Consider the following 20,871-nt stretch of genomic DNA (forward strand, 5'->3'; position numbering starts at 1 on the left):
ATTACTCATTCGGATGCAGGCAAACATGGCAGGAAGCAGTCTACTGGTACTGATCGACGATATCGCCACGTTGCTGGACGATGTTTCGCTGATGACCAAAGTGGCAGCAAAAAAAACCGCAGGCGTGCTGGGCGATGACCTGGCGCTCAATGCCCAGCAGGTGACGGGTGTGCGGGCCGATCGTGAACTGCCGGTGGTGTGGGCGGTGGCCAAGGGTTCGTTGATGAACAAGGCCATTCTGGTACCGGCGGCCCTGCTGATCAGCGCTTTCATCCCTTGGGCGGTCACGCCCTTGCTGATGCTGGGTGGCGCGTATCTGTGCTTCGAGGGCTTCGAGAAGCTGGCGCACAAGTTCTTGCACAGCAAAGAAGACGACGAGGCGCAAAAGGCTGCGCGCAAACAGGCTGTGGCCGATGCCAATGTCGACCTGGTGGCGTATGAGAAAGCCAAGATCAAGGGGGCTGTGCGTACCGACTTCATCCTGTCGGCGGAAATCATCGCCATTACCCTGGGCATCGTCGCCGACTCGCCGCTGCCACAGCAGGTGATCGTGCTGTCGGGCATCGCGGTGGTAATGACCTTGGGCGTTTACGGGGTGGTGGGCGGCATCGTCAAACTGGACGACCTCGGGCTGTGGATGACCAAGCGGGCGTCGGGCGTGGCTCAGGCGGTAGGCAATGGCATATTGCGCGCGGCACCCTACATGATGAAAGGCCTGTCGGTGGTCGGCACGGCGGCGATGTTCCTGGTGGGTGGCGGGATTCTGGTGCATGGCATCGCGCCGCTGCATCACGCGGTCGAAGCGTTCAGCGAGGGGCGCGGTGGTGGGCTTACCGTGGCGTTGCTCAATGGCGTGGCCGGGGTGGTGGCCGGGGCCGTGGTGCTGGCGGTGGTGACGGTGGCCGAGAAGCTGTGGCGCCGGGTGCGGCCGGCCAACTGAGCGGCCTGGCCGGGGCGTTGCCCCGGTTCGCGGGCACGCCCGCTCCCACAGGTATGAGGTGCGCCCCATTTGTTGGACAATCTTTGATTAGGCTGCTGCGGCCTGATTCCTGTATGCCACGGGACTCAGGCCGGCCAGCCCCATCTTGATTCGGTCATGGTTGTAGTAATCGATGTATTCATCGATTGCAGCGCTCAGATCCTCGATGCTGGCGAAACGCTGACCGTGATACATCTCGGTCTTCAGTGTGCCGAAGAAACTCTCCATTCGCGCATTGTCCAGGCAGTTGCCTTTGCGTGACATGCTCTGCTCCAGTCCCATCTCCTCTAGTCGATTCCGGTAGCGGTAGTACTGATACTGCCAGCCCTGGTCGGAGTGCAGCATAGGCCTGGCCCCTTCCGGTAGCCGTGACAACGCCTGCTCGAGCATCTGACCGACCAATGGATAGTGCGGCGAGGTGTCGATCTGGTGCGCCACGATCTCACCATTGAACAGGTCCAGCACCGGAGAGAGATACAGCTTTTCACCCGCCACCTTGAATTCGGTCACGTCCGTTACCCACCTCCTGTTTGGCTCCTCTGCCGTAAACTTGCGCTCCATCTTGTTGGGAGCGATGCGTCCGGGCTCGCCACGATAGGACTTGTACTTCTTCACGCGCACCGTGCATTTGAGGTCGAGTTCGGCCATCAGTCGCCGCACGACCTTACTGTTAACTGCGTGGCCGACGCTGTGCAATGTCGCTGTCATGCGCCGATAGCCGTAGCGACCTTTATGCCGCTGCTGAATCTCACGGATACGGTCTTTGAGCGCAGCCAGCTTGTCACCGGCAGCCATCAACTTGCGCTGGTAGTAATACGTACTGCGCGCCAGTCCGGCCAGCTTGAGCAGGCCGTCGAGCGGGAAGCGGGTGCGCAGGGCCGAGATGATCAGGACTTTTTCTTCCCGGCCCTCTTCTGTCTCGCCTTCTCCTCGCGCAGTTCTTTTAACTTTTTTAGGTAGGCGATCTCCATCTCGGCGTGACGCAGCTTGGCCAGCAGTTCGGCGTACGAGAGTTCTTCCTCGGACTTGGGCGAGGTGCTGGCGGGTGGGACGGATGGTTTGATCATGACGTTACGCGGTCCTTTTTTCCCTGCTATCAGAGCTTTGATACCGCCACTGTAGTACTGCGCTTCCCATATGCCTATCTGGCTGGAATGCGTCAGGTTGAAAACAGCCGCCGTTTCGCGCAACGACAACTTGTCGCGCCATTTTCGCTCAAGCACCGAGAGCTTGAACTCAGGGCTGAAAGTCTGCGCGTGTCTGGACAGGCTGGCCTCGCCATGGATGCGGTAGGCCTGTACCCAGCGGCGCAGTAAGGAGGGATCCATCTGGAACTGTGCGGCTATGAAACGGTAGCCAATGCCACGTTGCAGAAAAGCCTGGATGGCGGAAAGCTTGAATTGTCTAGTGTACTTGCTCATATGAAACGCCCCTGAGGTTGGATTTTTGTCCAACGTCAGGGGCGCAGTTCAGGTACAGTGTCTGCCTTGGGCGGAGCGCGGACCCTGTGGGAGCGGGCGTGCCCGCGAATGGGCCGCAGCGCGGCCCCTAGGGCTCAGGTCAGAAGTGCACCTTGACCAGGAAGCTCATGGTGTTCTGGTCGGTGGTGAAGGCATCGCTGTCCTTGATGCCGTACTTGTTCTTCCAGTAGTCATACTCCACACCAACGTACAACTGCTTCTCGCCAAAGTGCAGCGCCTTGCCCAGGTCGTACTTGATCTGCGGGTTGAAGTGCAGGTTGGCGTGGTAGGTGCCACGGCGGTTCTGGTCGTTGTCGACCACCCAGTCCATGAAGCCGTCGATCAGTACGTCGGAATCCCCGACCGGGATGGTGTACGACCACACCGGCGTGATCTGCCACACATTGTCGCCGGCACGGCTGCCGTCGGTGGTGCGGTTGTAGAAGTTCAGCTGGAAGTAGTCGAAACCGGGGATGGCCAGGTCGAAGCCTGGGCCTATCAGGTACGACTCGGTATCACCCTCGCCAAACTCGTAGGTCATGGCCAGCAGCACGTCCTTGACCGGGCCGAACTCCAGCTTCTGGTCGAAGATCTTGCCAAACGACAGGCGTGGGCTGATCTCGCCATAGTAGGTGTTCGGGCCGTTGCCCTCGTCCTTCTGGCCCTGGTAGAAGATCTTGTCGACAAAGATGAAGTTGTCGCCGTACTTCCAGCCATCGGCATGTTCGAAGGTCACGGTTTGCTGGGTTGGCGGGTTGACCTTGAAGTTCTTGCCCCACAGGTAGGTCAGGCTGTTGTTCTGCCATTGCAGCAAGTCACCGCCGAAGGTGGTGCCGCAGGCCAGCAGGCCGCCAGCAAGGATCAGGCTGTTGATGGTACGCATTGCGAGTGTCGCTCCCTTGTTTGATCTGTTGTCTGCGCTCGTTGTTGGCGCTTTTTGTCTTTTGAGTCAGCTTTTTTCGATAGGCCACAGCTGTTTGGCAAGGGTTGGGCCAACTTTTCTGGGTTGGCAAAACCTTCCTGCTCGACTTCGTTCTGAACGGATGAAAAGGGTCTTTCAGGCTGGCAACACGTTCGCCAACCGCCCGTATTCATTGACTGAGCGGTCAGTAAACGCAGGCAGAATCCGTTCTGCCCTGATCGAGGGGGCGCGCAGATTACTGGCTTGCGCGCCGCGCCTCAAGTGCTCCGTCCTGGAGCGCTGTGAATCAAACTTGTGCGTTTGGTCAACTTCTTAGAAGTGTACCTTGATCAGCGCGCTCGCCACGCTCTGGTTGCTGTCCAGGTAGCCGCGGCTGTCGATGCCGTACTTGTCCTTCCAGTAGCTGTACTCGAAGCCCACATAAAGCTGCTTTGCCCCCAGGTTCAGGGCCTTGCCCAGGTCATATTTGACCTGCGGGTTGAAGTGCAGGTTGGCGTGGTAGGTGCCACGGCGGGTCTGGTCGTTGTCGGTCACCCAGTCCATGTAACCATCGATCAGGATGTCGGACTTGCCCACCGGCAGGGTGTACGACCAGGCCGGGGTGATCTGCCACACATTGTCCCCGGGGCGGCTGCCCTCGGTGTTGCGCACATAGAAGTTAAGGGTGAAGTAGTTGAAGCCCGGGATGGCCAGGTCGAAGCCGGGGCCGATCAGGTAGGCCTCGTTGTCGCCTTCGCCACGTTCATAAGTCATGGCCAGCAACACATCCTTGACCGGGCCGAATGCCAGTTTCCGGTCGAAGATCTTGCCGAATGACAGGCGTGGGCTGAACTCACCGTAGTAGGTGGTCACGCCCTTGCTGGCGTCTGCTTTGCCGTTGTAGAAAATCTTGTCGACGAACATGAAGGTGTCGCCGTACTTCCATTTGTTGGCGTGCTCGAAGGTAACCGTCTGCTGGATGCTGGGGTTGACCTTGAAGTCCTTGCCGTACAGGTAGGTCAGGCTTTCGCCGTGCCATTGCAGCCATTCGCCCGCGTGGGCAGGAACGGTGGCCAGCAAGCTGCTGCCCAGCAAGAGGGACGTGGTGATGCGTTTCATGTTGTGCTTCCCGGACTTATTGTTTTTTTTGGGTTTTTTTGGCGTGCAGGTGCCCCGGGCGGCCCATTCCGGCGGGCCGACGGTATAGCGTCTACGACGGTTCGAGACCGGAGCGGCTACAGGCCGCTCCCGTTCACTCGAAGGGGTTTTGCCTCAGTGCTGGTGACAGGCGTCGTTGTGCACCGCGCGGTCGGCACCGCCCAGAATGTTGAACAGCACGTTCAACACCAGGGCGCTGACCGTGGCCATGGCGATGCCACTGTGGGTGATGGGCTCCATCCACTGCGGCATCTGCGCGAAGAACTCCGGGCGCACCACGGGGATCAAGCCGAAGCCCACGCTTACCGCAACCAGCAACTGGTTGCGGCGGTCGCCGATGTCGGCTTCCTGGAGGATCTTGATCCCGGTAGCGGTCACCATGCCGAACATGGCGATCGACGCCCCACCCAGTACCGCGGGCGGGATCGATGCGATCAGAAACGCTGCCTTGGGCAGCAGGCTGAGCAGAATCAGCAGGGCGCCGGCCACGATGGTGACAAAGCGGCAGCGGACCCCGGTCATCTGCACCAGGCCGATGTTCTGGGCGAACGACGAGTGGGTGAAGGTGTTGAAAAAGCCGGCGATGAACGACGCCCCGGCATCGCACAGCAGGCCGCGGCGGAGCATGCCTGGGGTGACTTCGCGGTCGGTCACCTTGCCCAGGGCCAGGAACATGCCCGTGGACTCGACGAAGATGATCACCACCACCAGGCACATGGACAGGATCGGTGCCAGGCTGAAAGTCGGCATGCCGAAGTGCAGGGGCGTCACCACCTGCAACCACGGCGCTTCACTCAGGCCTGTCAGGTCGACCATGCCGATGGCGCCGGCCAGCACGTAGCCCAGGCCCATGCCAACCAGCACCGACACGTTGACCCAGAAGCCGCGCATGAAGCGGTTGATCAGCAGGATCACGGCCAGCACCAGGCCGGCCACCAGCAGGTAGATCGGCGAGCCGAACGTACTGGCATCCTGGCCACCGCCGGCCCAGTTGACCGCTACCGGGAACAGCGACAGGCCAATCGAGGTGATCACCGTACCGGTGACCAGCGGTGGGAAGAAGCGCACGACCTTGGACATGAACGGTGCGATCAGCATGCCGAAGAAGCCGGCGGCGATGGTCGCGCCGAAGATCCCCTGCAGGCCTACACCGGGCATGCCGGCCATGGCCACCATGCTGCCCACGGCTGCGAAACTGGCACCCATCATCACCGGCATGCGGATGCCCACCGGGCCGATACCGAACGACTGGATGATGGTGGCGACGCCAGCGACCAGCAGGTCGGCGTTGATCAGGAAAGCGACTTCTTCACGGGACAGCCCGGCGGCCTGGCCAATGATCAGCGGCACAGCGATGGCGCCCCCATACATCAGCAAAACGTGTTGCAGGCCAACCAGGAACAGTTGGAACAGGGGCAAGGGTTCGCGCGGTGGCGCAACGGGGATGTACGCCTTGCGGGACTCGGACATGCAGCACCTCGAGTTTTGTTTTTATTCTCGGATCCAAGTGCCAAGCTCCAAGCGGCAAGCTTCAAGAAAAAGCTTGGTATCCGCACTGGAGCCTGACACTCGATGCTTGCTTCCTACTACGTACAGCTTGAGGCTTGCAGCTTGACGCTTGTGGCTCGATCAGTTGACCTGGGCGCCCTTGGCGATCCAGTCACCGACCAGCTTGCGCTCCTCGGTGGTCATCTGGGTGATGTTGCCCAGCGGCATGATCTGGCTGGCCACTGCCTGCGCCTGAATGCGCGCGGCCTGGGCCTGGATCTGCTGCGGGGTGTCGAACATCACGCCGGCAGGGGCGGCGCTGAACAGTGGGCTGGTCGGTTTGGCCGAGTGGCACACGGTGCAGCGTTCCTGGATGACATTGTGGATCTTGTCGAAGTCGCCAGCACCGGCCTGGGCCGTAGCCTGGGCCGGGGCTTCGGCAGGCGCTGCGGCGGCCTTGGCGGCCTCTTCGGCGCGTTGCTCGGCAGCGGTCTTGCCACCCACAGCCGTAGCCGGCAGAGGCTGGTACTCGATCTTCGCGGCGGCCTGCTCAGGGCTCACTGCCATCGGTTTGGGGCCGGTGACGTAGGCCAGGCAAATCATTGCCAGGGCACCGACAGGCAAGGTCCAGGCGTACTTGTTGCTGTCGTGGCGGGTGTTGAAGTAGTGGCGGATCAGCACCGCAGCTACCGCGATACCGGCCAGGATCAGCCAGTTGTACTGGCTACCGTAGGTGCTCGGGAAGTGGTTGCTGATCATGATGAACAGCACCGGCAGGGTGAAGTAGTTGTTGTGACGCGAGCGCAACAGGCCTTTGGCCGGCAGTACCGGGTCGGGCGTCTGGTTGTTCTCGATCGCGGCCACCAGCTGGCGCTGGGCCGGCATGATGATGCGGAACACGTTGCCGACCATGATGGTGCCGATGATCGCGCCGGTGTGCAGGTAGGCACCGCGGCCGCTGAACACCAGGCTGAAGCCCCAGCAGGCGGCGATGATCAGCACGAACAGCACGGCACCGAGCAACGCCGGCTTCTTGCCCAGCGGCGAGTCGCACAGGAAGTCGTAGATGAACCAGCCGGCGACCAGCGAGCCGATACCGATGGCCACGCCTTCGGCACCGCTGAGGGTACTGCCAGGGGCCAGCAGGTACAGCGTCGGGTTCCAGTAGAACACCACGCACAGCAGGGCGATACCGGACATCCAGGTGAAGTAGGCTTCCCATTTGAACCAGTGCAGGTTCTCGGGCATTTTCGGGGGGGCGAGCTTGTATTTCTCCAGGTGGTAGATACCACCGCCGTGAATCGCCCAGAGATCACCCGACAACCCATCGCGCGGGTTGCTTCGGTTCAGGTGGTTCTCCAGCCAGACGAAGTAGAACGATGCACCGATCCAGGCTACGCCGGTGATCATGTGAACCCAGCGAATGCTCAGGTTCAGCCATTCGTGAAGGTGTGCTTCCACAGTATGTACCTCTGCCGATCACCGAGAACGATGACCGACCTTTCCTTATTGGTGGGGATTGAGGATCAGCATCTGTTCCTCGGTGAAGTAATGCTCATCGCAGTTGTTGCCAGAACCGCTGCGATCAACCACCAGGAAGTCATCCCGCTTTTCGATCGTCAGCACCGGGTGGTGCCAGACGCCGCGATGGTAATTAACGCCCTGCCTGCCATTACTGCGGAAGGCACGGACCAAGCCTGATACAGGTGCATCGCCAATGGGCGCGACCACGATCAGAAAGGGGTTGCCGAGCAGCGGGATGAAAGCCTGGCTGCCCAGCGGATGGCGTTCCAGCATGCGTACGGTCAGCGGCATGTCCAGCGCATCGGCGCGGAAGATGCTGATGATCGCCTTGTCTTCAGGCTCGGCGGTCTCGACCGTGGCGAGCTTGTGAAAGCGCATGGTCGAGCCGTTGTTGATCATGAAGTGGTCGCTGCCGTCGGTTTCGATCACGTCGCCGAAGGGAGCGAAGGCTTCTTTGGTCAGGGGCTCGATCATCAGGGTGCGCATGCGGGTCTCTCTTTTATGTTCGTTGTACTGAATGGGGGTCGGCTGCCGCTTACAGCTGCAGCAGGCGGAACAGGGCGATCAGGTTGATCTGCGCCAAGGCTTCCTTGAATTCGGCCTCGCTGTCGTTGTGGATGCGCTTTTCGAACGCGGCGAGTATCTGGTGCCGGTTGCTGCCTTTTACCGCCATGATGAACGGGAACTGGAACTTGGCCTTGTAGGCATCGTTCAGCTCGGTGAAACGGGCGAACTCTTCGGCGGTGCACTGGTGGATACCGGCGCCGGCCTGTTCGTTGGTGCTCGATGCGGTGAGCTCGCCCTGAATGGCGGCCTTGCCGGCCAGGTCCGGGTGAGCATTGATCAGTGCCAGCTGGTCAGTGTGACTGGCGCTGAGCAGGATATCGCTCATGCGCTGGTGCAGCACCTCGACTTCGTCCAGTTCACCCAACTGGCCCAGGTCGTAGGCTTTTTCGGCGACCCACGGCGAGTGCTCGTAGATGTCGGCGAATACCTCGACGAAGGCGTCGCGGTCCAGGGCGGAGGGCTTGAGGGTCTTGAAGGCGGTCATCAGGCGTTCTCTTTCTTGTACGGGTGGGTGGTGTGCCAGTGGCGGGCGATGTCCACGCGACGGGCGAACCAGACCTGCTCGTGGCTCTTGGCGTAGTCGATGAAGCGCTTGAGCGCAGCCAGGCGCGCCGGGCGGCCGACCAGGCGGCAATGCAGGCCGATGGAGAGCATCTTCGGCGCTTCGGCGCCTTCGGCATAAAGCACGTCGAACGCGTCTTTCAGGTACTGGAAGAACTGCTCGCCACAGTTGAAACCCTGCACTTGGGTGAAGCGCATGTCATTGGTGTCCAGGGTGTAGGGGATCACCAGGTGCGGCTTGCCGGTCGGGTTGTTCGGCTCCCAGTAGGGCAGGTCGTCGTCGTAGGTGTCGCTGTCGTAGAGGAAGCCACCTTCCTCCATCACCAGGCGGCGGGTGTTCGGGCCGGTGCGGCCGGTGTACCAGCCCACTGGGCGTTCACCGGTGATTTCGGTGAGGATGCGGATGGCTTCGAGCATGTGCTCGCGCTCCTGGGCCTCATCCATGTACTGGTAGTCGATCCAGCGGTAGCCGTGGCTGCAGATCTCGTGGCCAGCTTCGGCCATGGCGCGGATCACGTCGGGGTGGCGCTGGGCGGCCATGGCCACGGCAAAGATGGTGAGCGGGACGCCGCTGTCCTTGAACAGCTTGAGCAGGCGCCATACACCGGCACGGCTGCCGTATTCATACAGCGACTCCATGCTCATGTTGCGCTGGCCTTGCAGCGGCTGGGCAGCAACCATTTCGGAGAGGAACGCTTCGGACTCCTTGTCGCCGTGCAGGATGTTGCGTTCGCCACCTTCCTCGTAATTGAGCACGAAAGACAGCGCGATGCGAGCGTTGCCCGGCCATTGCGGGTGAGGAGGGTTGTTGCCGTAACCGATCAGGTCGCGAGGATAGTCAGCGCTCACTGCAGTCTTCCTTCTTGTGCGTTGGTGCGGGGGGGTGGGCGGGCCGCGTCGGGATGTCGCACCACCGGATGGGCTGATTGTATACAACTTATGAAATCTTTTGTAAGCCTGTTTTTCCGCATTTCTGCCCTTTTGTCGCTTCAATGCAAGCAAGAAATACAGTGCAAGAAACCTGCCTGATTGGTCAAATAATGAAGTGGGCGTCGTTAGCCCGCCTGTATTCGCGACTGCTGGGTCGTTTGTGGGCAAGGTGCGGTGGGGTGCGACGGCTGGGTTCAAAAAATTGTGTACAATTTTGCGGTGGAATGTCTTAATAGCGTCATTCCCGCCTGCCGCAGGCCCTGTTTGGGTGCGCTGGCGAGTATTTCTTGCCCACAGATTGAACAAGAGGCGACACGCAATGGGACGTTTGACCACACACGTACTGGATGCCGCGCATGGCTGCCCGGGCAGCTCGATCAAGGTCGAGCTGTACCGTGTCGAAGGCCAGCAACTGGAGCTGGTGAACACCGCCCTGACCAACAGCGATGGCCGCGTCGACGCGCCGCTGTTGCAAGGCGACGACTACCGCACTGGCGTCTACCAGCTGCAGTTCAGCGCAGGCGACTACTACCGCGCCCGCGGTGTGCAACTGCCGGCCCAGGCGTTCCTGGATGTTGTGGTGCTGCGCTTTGGCATCGACGAACAGCAGGAGCACTACCACGTGCCGCTGTTGATCTCGCCGTACAGCTATTCGACCTACCGTGGAAGCTAGTTGGTCGCTAGAAGAATCTTCGTAGGTCCTTTGGCCCGCTCTCACACTGGCGGGCTTTTTTTCGTCCGTAGTACGCTTTTTTTCCCGGCTTTACCTGTTTCGCTTGGCGGCCTTTGCAGTCATGCCGAAAAGGTCGCTGTAAGAACACCGGATGCTTGTTGCACGCAGACCTACTTGGAAATTATTGATTCTTAAGTCAAAGGGTACAGGGATCGAGCCGGCTGCGGGCGTGTTGAGCGCTACCGAAAAAGCCAATTTGATAGCGTCCCGGTGGTCGAGATGAATATTTAGCCCGCTGCGATTCAGCGTAATTCCAGAGTTGGGCGTGCCAGGCAGAACTGCGTTCATTGGTAAGTTAACTTGCAATCCGCCAGAACCAACGCTGAATTTCATTTCTTTAGCCATGCCCCAGATGTCACCTGGATGCAGATTGTATTGCACGCCCGACCAGCTGATGGTCACGTTGCTTTTGCTTGGGGGAGTAATGACATTTCCAGGGTTTACCACAGTTGTATGGAGCTGTTGGCTGGGGGCCGTGAGTGGTGGGTTTACCTGTGGCGCGCTGCCGGGTGTTCTATTTTTCTTAAGGGTGAAAGCACCCAAAACCGCATTAATAAATGAATGTCCGTCGCGATCAATTCGATTGACAGGGTCTCCTTGGCAGTAGGCGTACGCATTCAATCCGCCTCTGCCAAAAGGACTTCTGTCGTCTGGGCTGTAGAACCGTCCGAGCTGAGGGCTGAAATGGCGATAGCCTTGGCCGAGCGGATAGAGGCCTGATACGGGATCTTGAAAATGGCCGTTATAGCCGAGTAAATCGCCACTGAGTACACTGTAACCACAAGGGGTGTAGTTGCGTGCAGCAGGCACAATGTGCATAGGAGCTATCTCCGGCCCTACCGTCATTAAGGGTGCACCATGTTTATCATTTCCCTGCGCCCCCGGCACCTGATAAAAGTGTCAGGCTGAAGCACTCGCTAAAGTAGGGGTATCTATAATGAAGAAGGGCGCGGAGGCGCCCTTTTTGAAACTATGTAGGTTAAAGGAACACGAACTTGGCAATGAAGATCGCGCACAGCACCCACAGGCTGGCGGAGATTTCCCTGTACTTGCCGGTACCCGCCTTCAATGCCACATAGCTGATGAAGCCCAGGGCGATGCCATCGGCAACCGAGAAGGTCAACGGCATCATGATCACCGTGACAATTGCCGGAATGCTGTCGGTAGCCTCGTCCCAATGGATGTGCGCCATGCTGCCCATCATCAGCATGGCCACGTAGATCAGCGCGCCTGCAGTTGCGTAAGCTGGGATCATCCCGGCCAGTGGGGCAAAGAACATCGCCGCCACAAACAGCAAACCGACCACCACCGCCGTCAGGCCGGTGCGGCCACCTGCCGCAACCCCGGCAGCACTTTCCACATAGCTGGTCACCGGCGGCACACCCACCACCGCGCCGAACACGCTCGATGCACTGTCGGCCTTCAGCGCCCGCGACAGGTTCTCGATACGCCCGTCCGGTGCTACCAGATTCGCCCGCTGGGCCACACCCATCAGCGTGCCGGCCGTATCGAACATGTGCACGAACAGGAACGCCAGCACCACGCTGATCATGCTGACGTTGAACACGCCGGCAACGTCCATCGCCATCCAGGTCGGTGCCAGGCTCGGCGGCATCGACATCACCCCGCCAAATTTCACCAGGCCCAGCCCCCAGCCTGCCAGGGTCACGCCGATGATGCTGATCAGGATCGCGCCGAACACGCGCTTGTAGCTGAGAATGGCGATCAGCAGGAAGCACACCGCCGCCAGCAGTGGCCCGGGCTCATGCAGCGAGCCCAGCTTGATCAGGGTGGCGGGGCTGTCGACGATGATGCCGGCGGTTTTCAGGCCGATCAGCCCGAGAAACAATCCAACGCCGGCCCCCATGGCATGGCGCAGGCTGACCGGGATGCTGTTGAGCAGCCATTCGCGCACTTTCGACAAGGTCAGGAACATGAACAGCACGCCCGAAACGAAAACGGCCCCCAGCGCGGTTTCCCAGTTGTAACCCATGGTGCCGACCACGGTGTAGGTGAAGAAGGCGTTGAGCCCCATGCCCGGCGCCAGGCCCACCGGCCAGTTGGCGTACAGGCCCATCAGCAGGCAACCCAGCGCCGCGGCGATGCAGGTGGCGACGAAGGCGGCGCCATGGTCGATGCCGGCGTCGGCCATGATGTTGGGGTTGACGAAGATGATGTAGGCCATGGTGATGAAGGTGGTCACCCCGGCGATCAGTTCGGTTTTGACGGTGCTGCCGTGTTGCTTGAGTTTGAAAATCCGCTCCAGCCAACTCGTTTCGAGCGGCGGGGCAAGATCCAGCGTAGGGGCTTCGGATTTGCGGCTTTCCACAGCATGTACTCCTCAAGTCTTTCTTGTTGTTGTGGGGGCCAGTTCCTGCGCCATGCACTTGGTGACCCCGCGAGGTGAGGCAGACGTCCGACCGTTTTGTTGACTTATGGGTCAAGAAGTTGCTCGATGGATTATGCTTTTGTGTACAAAGAATGCAAATAATGTTTTATGTTTTGTGTGCGCAATGCGTCGTACAACGGCTATATAGCGAAAACGCCCCCTGCGGAATCGCCTCAGCCTGTGTACAATGGCGCCATACTTTCTCTTCGTGCCTCGAGAGCCCATGAACGAACAGCTGCAACCTCTGAAGAAACCTGCACGAGTCGGCAAGGCCGGCCGCAGCGGTACCCAGGACGACATCGTCTACGCGCATATTTTCGAGGCGATTCTTGAACAGCGGCTGGCCCCGGGCACCAAGTTGAGCGAGGAAGCGCTGGGCGAAATCTTCGGCGTCAGCCGCACCATCATCCGCCGCGCCCTGTCGCGGCTGGCTCACGAGAGCGTGGTCTTGCTGCGGCCCAACCGCGGCGCCGTGGTGGCCAGCCCGACCGTTGAAGAGGCGCGCCAGGTGTTCTTCTCGCGGCGCATGGTAGAACGGGCCATTACCGAACTGGCCGTGCAGCATGCCACCGCCGAGCAACTGAACGAGCTGCGGCAAATGGTGCGTGAAGAGCGTGACAGCTTCTCGCGCGGCGACCGTGGTGCCGGTATCCGCCTGTCCGGCGAGTTCCACCTCAAGTTGGCCGAGGCAGCGGGCAATGCGCCGCTGGTCAGCTTCCAGCGCAGCCTGGTGTCGCAGACCTCGCTGATCATTGCCCAGTACGAAAGCGGCACGCGCTCGCACTGCTCGTATGACGAACACATGCAGCTGATCGACGCCATCGAGGCGCGCGATGCCCAGCAGGCGGTGAGCCTGATGATGCACCACATGGACCACATTGACAGCAAGCTGAACCTGGACGAGGAAAGCGCCTCGGACGACCTGCATGCGGTGTTCTCGCATTTGCTGAAAAAGCCCAAGGTCTCCGCCAAGGGTTGATCGTTTGCCTGGTTAGCCTCAGGGGTGTGCATTTGCGCTCACCCCTGGGGCTGCTTTGCAGCCCATCGCGACACAAGGCCGCTCCTACCAGGGCTGTGGCGGCTAGCGCTGGTGCACGCAACGCCCGGCAGCGTAGGTTTCACGCACGGTGCGGTCGTCACCCAGGGTGGTCAGCACGAACAGGGTCTCTTCAATGCTGTTGGACTGCTGAATGCGGTAGTCCAGCAGCGGCGTGGCCTTGTAGTCCAGCACCACGAAGTCGGCATCGTTGCCGGGGCGCAGGCTGCCGATGCGGTCGTCCAGGCGCAGCGCACGGGCGCCGCCTAGGGTGGCCAGGTACAGTGACTTGAACGGGTGCAGGCGCGCGCCTTGCAGCTGCATCACCTTGTACGCCTCGTTCAGGGTGTTGAGCAGCGAGAAGCTGGTCCCGGCGCCGACGTCGGTGCCCAGGCCCACATTGACCTTGAAGCGCTCGGCCTGCGGCAGGTTGAACAGGCCGCTGCCGAGGAACAGGTTGGAGGTGGGGCAGAAGGCCACGGCCGAGCCGGTTTCGGCCAAGCGCTGGCACTCGTCGTCGCACAGGTGCACGCCGTGGGCGAATACCGAGCGTTCGCCCAGCAGCTCGAAGTGGTCATAGACGTCCAGGTAACCCTTCTGCTCAGGGAACAGCGACTTGACCCAGTCGATTTCCTTGAGGTTTTCCGACAGGTGCGTGTGCATGTACACGCCCGGGTGCTCCTTGAGCAACTGGCCGGCCAGGGTCAACTGTTCAGGCGTGCTGGTCGGGGCGAACCGCGGGGTGACGGCGTAGTGCAGGCGGCCCTTGCCGTGCCAGCGTTCGATCAGCGCCTTGCTTTCGGCATAGCCGGACTCGGCAGTGTCGGTCAGGTAGTCCGGGGCGTTGCGGTCCATCATCACCTTGCCGGCGATCAGCCGCAGGTCCAGGCGCTCGGCCTCTTCGAACAGGGCATTCACCGATTCCGGGTGCACGCTGCCGAAGACCAATGCGGTGGTGGTGCCGTTGCGCAGCAGTTCCTTGAGGAAGATCTTCGCCACCTGGTCGGCGTGGGCCTTGTCGGCAAACTGCTTTTCGCACGGGAAGGTGTAGGTGTTCAGCCAGTCCAGCAACTGCTCGCCGTAGGAGCCGATCATGCCGGTTTGCGGGAAGTGGATGTGGGTATCGATGAAACCCGGGGTGATCAGTGCGTCCTGGTAGTGCTCGACCGGAAAGTCGGCGGCCAGGGTCGGCAGCAGCTCGCTGGCGTGGCCAACGGCGCTGATGCGGCCATCGTCGACGACCAGCAGGCCGTCTTCGTAGTATTCATGGGATGCCTCCAGGCCCACCTCGGCCGGGTCAGCGATGCTGTGCAGGATGGCGGCACGGTAGGCTTTGCGGGTAACGGTCATAACTCACTCGTCAAAGGGCTTGGCTGCGCCGGGAGGGCGGCAGCAACTGGGCAATGGGGCCGGCATTGGCGGCAGCGTCGTGCTGGCCAAAGCAGGCGTTGTAGGTGGCGATGATTTCACCGGCGATGGACACCGCGATCTCGATGGGCAGCTTGCCCTTGACCTCGGCCAGGCCCATCGGGCAGCGCATGCGCGCCATCAGCGCGTCGTCGTAGCCCCGCTCGCGCAGGCGGTGCTCGAACTTGACCCGTTTGGTCTTCGAGCCAATCAGGCCGAACCAGGTGAAGTCGTTGCGCTTGAGAATGGCGGCGGTCAGTTCCAGGTCGAGCTGATGGTTGTGGGTCATGACGATGCAGTAGCAACCTGGTGGCAGCTGTGCCACTTCGTCGACCGGCTCTTCACTGACCACCTTGGTCACCCCGTTGGGGATGAATTCGGGGAATTCCTGTTCACGCGAGTCGACCCAGCGCACCCGGCAGGGCAGGGCGGCGAGCAAGGGTACCAGAGCGCGGCCGACATGGCCCGCGCCGAACACGGCGATGTGCGCCTGCACGGCAGCCATGGGTTCGAACAGCAGCACGGTGACGCCGCCGCAGCACTGGCCCAGGCTGGCGCCGAGGCTGAAGCGTTCCAGGTGCGGCGTGGTGCGTTGTGCTTCAAGCATTTGCCGGGCGATGTGCAGGGCCTTGTATTCCAGGTGGCCACCGCCGATGGTGTCGAACAGGCCGCTGGCGCTGACCACCATCTTCGAGCCGGCATTACGCGGGGTCGAGCCGCGTTCCTCGATGATGGTCACCAGTACGCAGGCTTCGCCACGGGCCTGGTGGTCGGCGAGGGCGTTGATCCATTGGTGCATGATGCGACCTCTCTAAAGATCGACACGGCCCCCTTGTAGGAGCGGCCTCGTGTCGCGAATGGGCTGCACCGCAGCCCCGACAATCTATGCAGTAGCCAAGATCTTGGGGCCGCTTCGCGACCCTTTCGCGACAAAAGGCCGCTCCTACAGGGCCTTGCGTTGTCAGTGGGTGACGGTTTCCAATTCATGTTCAGACGGTTGCTGCTGGGCCACCGCCTTTCGCATCTGCTCACACCCCCACAACACCCGCTCCGGCGTTGCCGGCGCGTCGATGTTCGGCTGCACGCGGTAATCGGCAAGGCTCGCCACGGCATCCTTGATCGCGCACCAGGCGGCGATGCCGAGCATGAACGGCGGCTCGCCCACGGCTTTGGAGTGGAACACGGTGTCTTCCGGGTTCTTGCGGTTTTCCACCAGCTTCACGCGCAGGTCCAGTGGCATGTCGGCCACTGCCGGAATCTTGTAGCTGGCCGGGCCGTTGGTCATCAGCTTGCCCTTGGCGTTCCACACCAGTTCCTCGGTGGTCAGCCAGCCCATGCCCTGGATGAAACCGCCCTCTACCTGGCCAATGTCGATGGCCGGGTTCAGCGAGTCACCGACATCGTGCAGGATATCGGCGCGCAACATCTTGTATTCACCCGTCAGGGTGTCGACGATCACCTCCACACAGGCAGCGCCGAAGGCGAAGTAGTAGAACGGCCGGCCACGGGCCTGGCTGCGGTCGTAGTAGATCTTCGGCGTGCGATAGAAGCCCGTGCTGGACAGCGACACCTGGGCAAAGTAGGCCTGCTGCACCAGCTGCTCGAAACTGACGATCTGATCGCGCACCCGCACATGGCCGTTGCGGAACTCGACGTCTTCCTCGGTCACCTGATAGTGCCGTGCGGCAAACTCGGTCAGGCGTTTCTTGAGGATCTCGGCCGCGTTCTGCGCCGCCTTGCCGTTCAGGTCGGCACCGCTCGAGGCGGCCGTGGGCGAGGTGTTGGGCACTTTGTCGGTATTGGTGGCGGTGATCTGGATACGGCTGAAATCCACCTGGAAGATCTGTGCCACCACCTGCGCCACCTTGGTGTTCAGGCCTTGGCCCATTTCGGTGCCGCCATGGTTCAGGTGGATGCTGCCATCGGTGTAGATGTGGATCAGCGCACCGGCCTGGTTGAGGAAGGTGGCGGTGAACGAAATGCCGAATTTGACCGGGGTTAGGGCCAGGCCTTTCTTCAGCACCGGGCTGTTGGCGTTGAAGCGGCGGATCGACTCGCGGCGCTCGGCGTAGTCGCTGCTGGCTTCCAGCTCGGCGGTCATCTCTTCGAGCATGTTGTGCTCGACGGTCTGGTAGTAATGCGTGACGTTGCGTTCGGTCTTGCCGTAGTAGTTGGCCTTGCGCACCGCCAGGGGGTCACGGCCCAGGTGGCGGGCAATGTGGTCCATCACCTGTTCGATGGCAACCATGCCCTGCGGGCCGCCAAAGCCGCGGTACGCCGTGTTGGAGGCAGTGTTGGTCTTGCAGCGGTGACCATGCACGGTGGCATCGCCCAGGTAGTAGGCATTGTCTGAGTGGAACATGGCGCGGTCGACGATCGAGCCAGACAGGTCGGGCGAATAGCCACAGTTGCCGGCCAGGTCCAGATTGATGCCATGCAGGCGCCCATTCTCATCGAAGCCCACGTCGTACTCGACGTAGAACGGGTGGCGCTTGCCGGTCATGGTCATGTCTTCGACCCGCGGCAGGCGCATCTTGGTCGGCTGGCCGGTCAGGCGCGCCACCACCGCGCACAGGCAGGCCGGGCTGGCGGCCTGGGTTTCCTTGCCGCCAAAGCCGCCGCCCATGCGGCGCATGTCCAGCACCACCTTGTTCATCGGCACGTCGAGTACTTCGGCGACCAGCTTCTGCACTTCAGTGGGGTTCTGTGTGGAGCAGTAGACGATCATGCCGCCATCTTCGGTAGGCATCACCGAGGAAATCTGCGTTTCCAGGTAGAAGTGCTCCTGGCCACCAATGTGCAATGTGCCCTGGAGGCGGTGCGGGGCGCTGGCCAAGGCGCTGGCGGAGTCGCCGCGCTGGTGGGTGTGGCTGTCGAGCACGAAGTGCCGCTTGCGCAGCGCGTCGACCACGTCCAGCACTGGCTCCAGGTCCTCGTACTCGACGATTGCGGCCATGGCCGCCTTGCGTGCGGTGTCCAGGTCGCGTGCAGCCACGGCCAGCACCGGCTGGCCGAAGAACTCGACCTTGTCGATAGCCAGCAGCGGGTCACCCGCCACCACCGGGCCGATGTCCTTCAGGCCAGGGATGTCTTCGTGGGTGATGGCGATGCGCACGCCCTCGAAGGCATAGCACGGCGTGGTGTCGATGCGCAGGATGCGCGCATGGGCACGGTCGGCGGTGCGGGCATAGACGTGCAGCTGGTTGGGGAATTCCAGGCGGTCGTCGATGTACAGCGCCTCGCCGGAGACATGTTTGTCGGCGCTGTCGTGCTTGACGCTGCGGCCAACCCCGGTGGTCAGGTGCTGGCTGAACAGTTCGGCCATCTCGGCCTGGCTCTTGGCTACATGGTGGTTAGACATAAGCGGTCACCCGGGTTTCGATGTGCGGCGATTGCTGTTCGATGAAGTACTTGCGCAGCAGGTTCTGTGCAGTCAGCAGGCGGTATTCCTTGCTGGCGCGGAAGTCGCTGAGCGGGGTGAAGTCTTCGGCCAGGGCCTGGCAGGCACGCTCGATGGCCGCCGCGTTCCAGGGTTTGCCGCGCAGCGCGGCTTCGCAGGCGCGCGCGCGCTTGGGTATCGCTGCCATGCCGCCAAAGGCGATGCGCACACCGCTGACCACCCCGTCCTCGATGCTCAGGTTGAAAGCGCCGCACACGGCGGAGATGTCGTCGTCCAGGCGCTTGGATACCTTGTAGGCACGGAACGCCCAGTCGCGGCTGGCGCGTGGCACGATGATCTTCTCGATGAACTCGCTGTCCTGGCGGGCAGTGATGCGGTAGTCGATGAAGTAATCCTCCAGCGGCATCACCCGTTGACGCTCACCCTGGCGCAGCACCACCTGCGCATCCAGGGCGATCAGCAGGGGTGGCGAGTCGCCAATCGGTGAGGCATTGCCAATGTTGCCACCGAGGGTGCCCTGGTTGCGGATCTGCAGCGAGGCGAAGCGGTGCAGCAGGGCGCCGAAGTCGGGGTACTCGTCGTTCAGGGCGCCGTAGCAGTCGGTGAGCGGGGTTGCGGCGCCGATTTCCAGGTGGCTGGCGGTCTTCTCGATGCGTTTGAGTTCGGCGACGTGGCCCACGTAGATCATCACCGGCAGGGTCTTGTGGAACTGGGTGACTTCTAGGGCCAGGTCGGTACCGCCGGCCAGCAGCCGCGCCTCTGGGTGCGAGCTGTACAATTCGGCAAGATCCGCCACGGTCAGTGGCACCAGGCAGCGCTTGTCGCCGCTGTTCAGTTCACCGGTCTGGGTGGGGGCAATGGCCTTCAGGCGGCTGATGGTATGCGCCTGCTGGGCATCGAACTGGTCGCGGCAAGGCTGGCGGCAGCTCTGCTCGGCGGCGTCGAGGATCGGCCGGTAGCCGGTGCAGCGGCACAGGTTGCCGGCCAGGGCCTCCTGGGCCTGGTGCAGGTCGGCGCCGTCGCTGTTCTTTTGCAGGGCAAACAGCGACATCACGAAGCCGGGTGTGCAGAACCCGCATTGCGACCCATGGCAATCGGCCATGGCTTGCTGCACGCTGTGCAGCTGGCCCTGGTGCTTGAGGCCCTCGACGCTGATCAGCTGCTTGCCATGCAGCGACGAGACGAAGGTCAGGCACGAGTTGAGGCTGCGGTAGCGCAGGTTGTCGTTGCCCTGTGCGTCCTGGGTCAGTTCACCGACCACCACGGTGCAGGCGCCGCAGTCACCGCTGGCGCAGCCTTCCTTGGTGCCGGGTTTGCCCAGGTGCTCGCGCAGGTACTGCAGCACCGTCATGTTAGGGTCCAGGGCGTGCTCACTACGCAGCTCCTGATTGACGAGAAACTGGATCACGGGGATGGCCTCGCAATGGTTTTATTGTTGTTGGGCGGACTCTAAGCAACACCTGTCCAGCAGGTCAATATTTTTCTGACCCAAGGGTCAAGAAATTGTGCATGGTCTCGCCCAACCCTGTTCATTGCCCATATTGCAAGCATAGATCGCGCCGGGCCCGCGGTTGTCTGCTGGGTCAAATAAACCGCCTGCCCCCTCTGCGCGACCAATGGTCAAGTGCGCTACACTTCGCCCCTTGTGCCCAGTTCAATGATTTTGAAGGAAAACCATGACGTTCAAGGCCCCGGACAGCCTCTCCGAGCAGATTGCCGATTACCTGGCCGAACGCATCATCCGCGGCGAGCTGGCGCCCGGCGAGCGCATTCAGGAGCAAAAGGTTACGCAGGCACTCAATGTCAGCCGCGGTTCTGTGCGCGAGGCGTTGCTGATTCTTGAACGCCGCCACCTGGTGGCGATCTTGCCGCGCCGCGGTGCCCATGTCACCGAGCTGGACGAACGCAGCGTGCGCAGCCTGTGCGCGCTGATGGGCGAGTTCTATATCCTGCTGGGCAATGCGGTTGCACAAAAATGGCGCACCGAAGCCGACCTGCGCCCGTTTCTGGAGATTCAGCAGCGGCTGCAGCGCGCCCACGACCTGCTGGACATCAAGGCTTTCGTCGGTGACAGCTTCGCGGTGATGCGCGCCGCCTATCCGTTTGCCGATAACCCTTTCTTGCAGGAAACCGTGGAAAACCTGCAGCCGGCCATGAGCCGTGCCTATTATCTGGCGCTGGACCAACGCCAGGCCAACATGATCGATTACCTCGACCTGTTCGCGCGCCTGCTCGAAGCGGTGGTCGCCCGTGACCTGCCGCACATTCGCGAGGTGCTTACCGCTTACTGCCAGCGCAGCTGCGAACTGGTGCTGGCGGCACTGGCCCGAGGCTGACC

General features: G+C 61.5%; 17 protein-coding genes and 1 pseudogene. 4 read left to right on the forward strand and 14 right to left on the reverse strand.

Features of this window, described 5'->3' with window-relative positions; genetic code table 11:
- Positions 1–25 precede the first annotated feature (25 nt).
- Entirely contained in the window at positions 26–940 is a 915-nt protein-coding gene (locus tag AACG97_RS08970) for a DUF808 domain-containing protein (RefSeq protein WP_054890195.1), read from the forward strand.
- Positions 941–1,027: 87 nt separating this feature from the next.
- Here AACG97_RS08970 and AACG97_RS08975 read toward each other — a convergent pair.
- The 8 genes from AACG97_RS08975 to puuE all read right to left on the reverse strand — a co-directional run bounded on the left by AACG97_RS08975 (position 1,028) and on the right by puuE (position 9,487).
- Positions 1,028–2,400, reverse strand: a protein-coding gene (locus AACG97_RS08975) for an IS3 family transposase (protein WP_115294863.1) whose coding sequence is annotated in 2 segments (ribosomal slippage) — positions 1,028–1,924 and positions 1,927–2,400 — 1,371 coding nt in all. Because the reading frame shifts where the segments join, the coding sequence is not laid out codon by codon here.
- 139 nt (positions 2,401–2,539) lie between these two features.
- Positions 2,540–3,322 carry an outer membrane protein OmpK gene (locus AACG97_RS08980; RefSeq protein ID WP_009683938.1) on the reverse strand — a complete coding sequence of 261 codons (783 nt, stop codon included), beginning with the start codon at positions 3,320–3,322 and terminating at the stop codon, positions 2,540–2,542.
- Between the two features lie 351 nt (positions 3,323–3,673).
- A complete protein-coding gene (locus tag AACG97_RS08985; RefSeq protein ID WP_225785740.1) occupies positions 3,674–4,459 on the reverse strand; it encodes an outer membrane protein OmpK in 786 nt (261 codons plus the stop codon).
- Positions 4,460–4,612: 153 nt separating this feature from the next.
- Entirely contained in the window at positions 4,613–5,968 is a 1,356-nt protein-coding gene (locus tag AACG97_RS08990) for a nucleobase:cation symporter-2 family protein (protein WP_125855167.1), read from the reverse strand.
- Between the two features lie 159 nt (positions 5,969–6,127).
- On the reverse strand, positions 6,128–7,447 hold the full coding sequence (locus AACG97_RS08995) for a urate hydroxylase PuuD (protein WP_029885695.1): 1,320 nt from the start codon (positions 7,445–7,447) through the stop codon (positions 6,128–6,130).
- Positions 7,448–7,492: 45 nt separating this feature from the next.
- Positions 7,493–7,996, reverse strand: coding sequence for an ureidoglycolate lyase (locus AACG97_RS09000; protein ID WP_009683933.1), 504 nt, complete (start codon positions 7,994–7,996; stop codon positions 7,493–7,495).
- A 49-nt stretch (positions 7,997–8,045) separates the two neighbouring features.
- Positions 8,046–8,561 carry a 2-oxo-4-hydroxy-4-carboxy-5-ureidoimidazoline decarboxylase gene (gene uraD, locus AACG97_RS09005; RefSeq protein WP_009683932.1) on the reverse strand — a complete coding sequence of 172 codons (516 nt, stop codon included), beginning with the start codon at positions 8,559–8,561 and terminating at the stop codon, positions 8,046–8,048.
- Positions 8,561–9,487, reverse strand: coding sequence for an allantoinase PuuE (puuE, locus tag AACG97_RS09010; RefSeq protein WP_009683931.1), 927 nt, complete (start codon positions 9,485–9,487; stop codon positions 8,561–8,563). Before puuE ends, uraD begins: the two co-directional genes overlap by 1 nt.
- 400 nt (positions 9,488–9,887) lie before the next feature.
- On the opposite strand from puuE, the gene uraH reads away from it, so the two are divergent.
- Positions 9,888–10,241: a hydroxyisourate hydrolase gene (gene uraH / locus AACG97_RS09015; protein WP_003259496.1), complete on the forward strand. Its 354-nt coding sequence runs from the start codon at positions 9,888–9,890 to the stop codon at positions 10,239–10,241.
- A 612-nt stretch (positions 10,242–10,853) separates the two neighbouring features.
- On the opposite strand, the pseudogene AACG97_RS27990 reads toward uraH, so the two are convergent.
- Together AACG97_RS27990 and AACG97_RS09025 are read right to left on the reverse strand one after the other, a co-directional pair.
- Positions 10,854–11,093 (reverse strand): annotated as a pseudogene (locus AACG97_RS27990) (RHS repeat-associated core domain-containing protein); the annotation flags it as partial.
- A gap of 187 nt (positions 11,094–11,280) precedes the next feature.
- On the reverse strand, positions 11,281–12,630 hold the full coding sequence (locus AACG97_RS09025; RefSeq protein WP_397460187.1) for an NCS2 family permease: 1,350 nt from the start codon (positions 12,628–12,630) through the stop codon (positions 11,281–11,283).
- A gap of 283 nt (positions 12,631–12,913) precedes the next feature.
- On the opposite strand from AACG97_RS09025, the gene AACG97_RS09030 reads away from it, so the two are divergent.
- Entirely contained in the window at positions 12,914–13,669 is a 756-nt protein-coding gene (locus AACG97_RS09030; protein WP_125855170.1) for a GntR family transcriptional regulator, read from the forward strand.
- 102 nt (positions 13,670–13,771) lie between these two features.
- On the opposite strand, the gene guaD is transcribed toward AACG97_RS09030, so the two are convergent.
- The 4 genes from guaD to xdhA all read right to left on the reverse strand — a co-directional run bounded on the left by guaD (position 13,772) and on the right by xdhA (position 19,941).
- A complete protein-coding gene (guaD, locus tag AACG97_RS09035) occupies positions 13,772–15,076 on the reverse strand; it encodes a guanine deaminase (protein ID WP_009683927.1) in 1,305 nt (434 codons plus the stop codon).
- A 10-nt stretch (positions 15,077–15,086) separates the two neighbouring features.
- Positions 15,087–15,932 carry a xanthine dehydrogenase accessory protein XdhC gene (gene xdhC, locus AACG97_RS09040; RefSeq protein WP_009683926.1) on the reverse strand — a complete coding sequence of 282 codons (846 nt, stop codon included), beginning with the start codon at positions 15,930–15,932 and terminating at the stop codon, positions 15,087–15,089.
- 162 nt (positions 15,933–16,094) lie between these two features.
- Positions 16,095–18,494 carry a xanthine dehydrogenase molybdopterin binding subunit gene (xdhB, locus tag AACG97_RS09045; protein WP_054890192.1) on the reverse strand — a complete coding sequence of 800 codons (2,400 nt, stop codon included), beginning with the start codon at positions 18,492–18,494 and terminating at the stop codon, positions 16,095–16,097.
- Entirely contained in the window at positions 18,487–19,941 is a 1,455-nt protein-coding gene (gene xdhA, locus AACG97_RS09050; protein ID WP_009683924.1) for a xanthine dehydrogenase small subunit, read from the reverse strand. The genes xdhB and xdhA overlap by 8 nt, the downstream gene beginning before the upstream one ends.
- Before the next feature lie 268 nt (positions 19,942–20,209).
- On the opposite strand from xdhA, the gene AACG97_RS09055 reads away from it, so the two are divergent.
- Entirely contained in the window at positions 20,210–20,869 is a 660-nt protein-coding gene (locus tag AACG97_RS09055; RefSeq protein WP_115293661.1) for a GntR family transcriptional regulator, read from the forward strand.
- Positions 20,870–20,871: the final 2 nt, after the last annotated feature.

The sequence above is a fragment of the Pseudomonas sp. Nvir genome (assembly GCF_963778085.1).
In the GTDB taxonomy this organism is placed as follows: domain Bacteria; phylum Pseudomonadota; class Gammaproteobacteria; order Pseudomonadales; family Pseudomonadaceae; genus Aquipseudomonas; species Aquipseudomonas juntendi.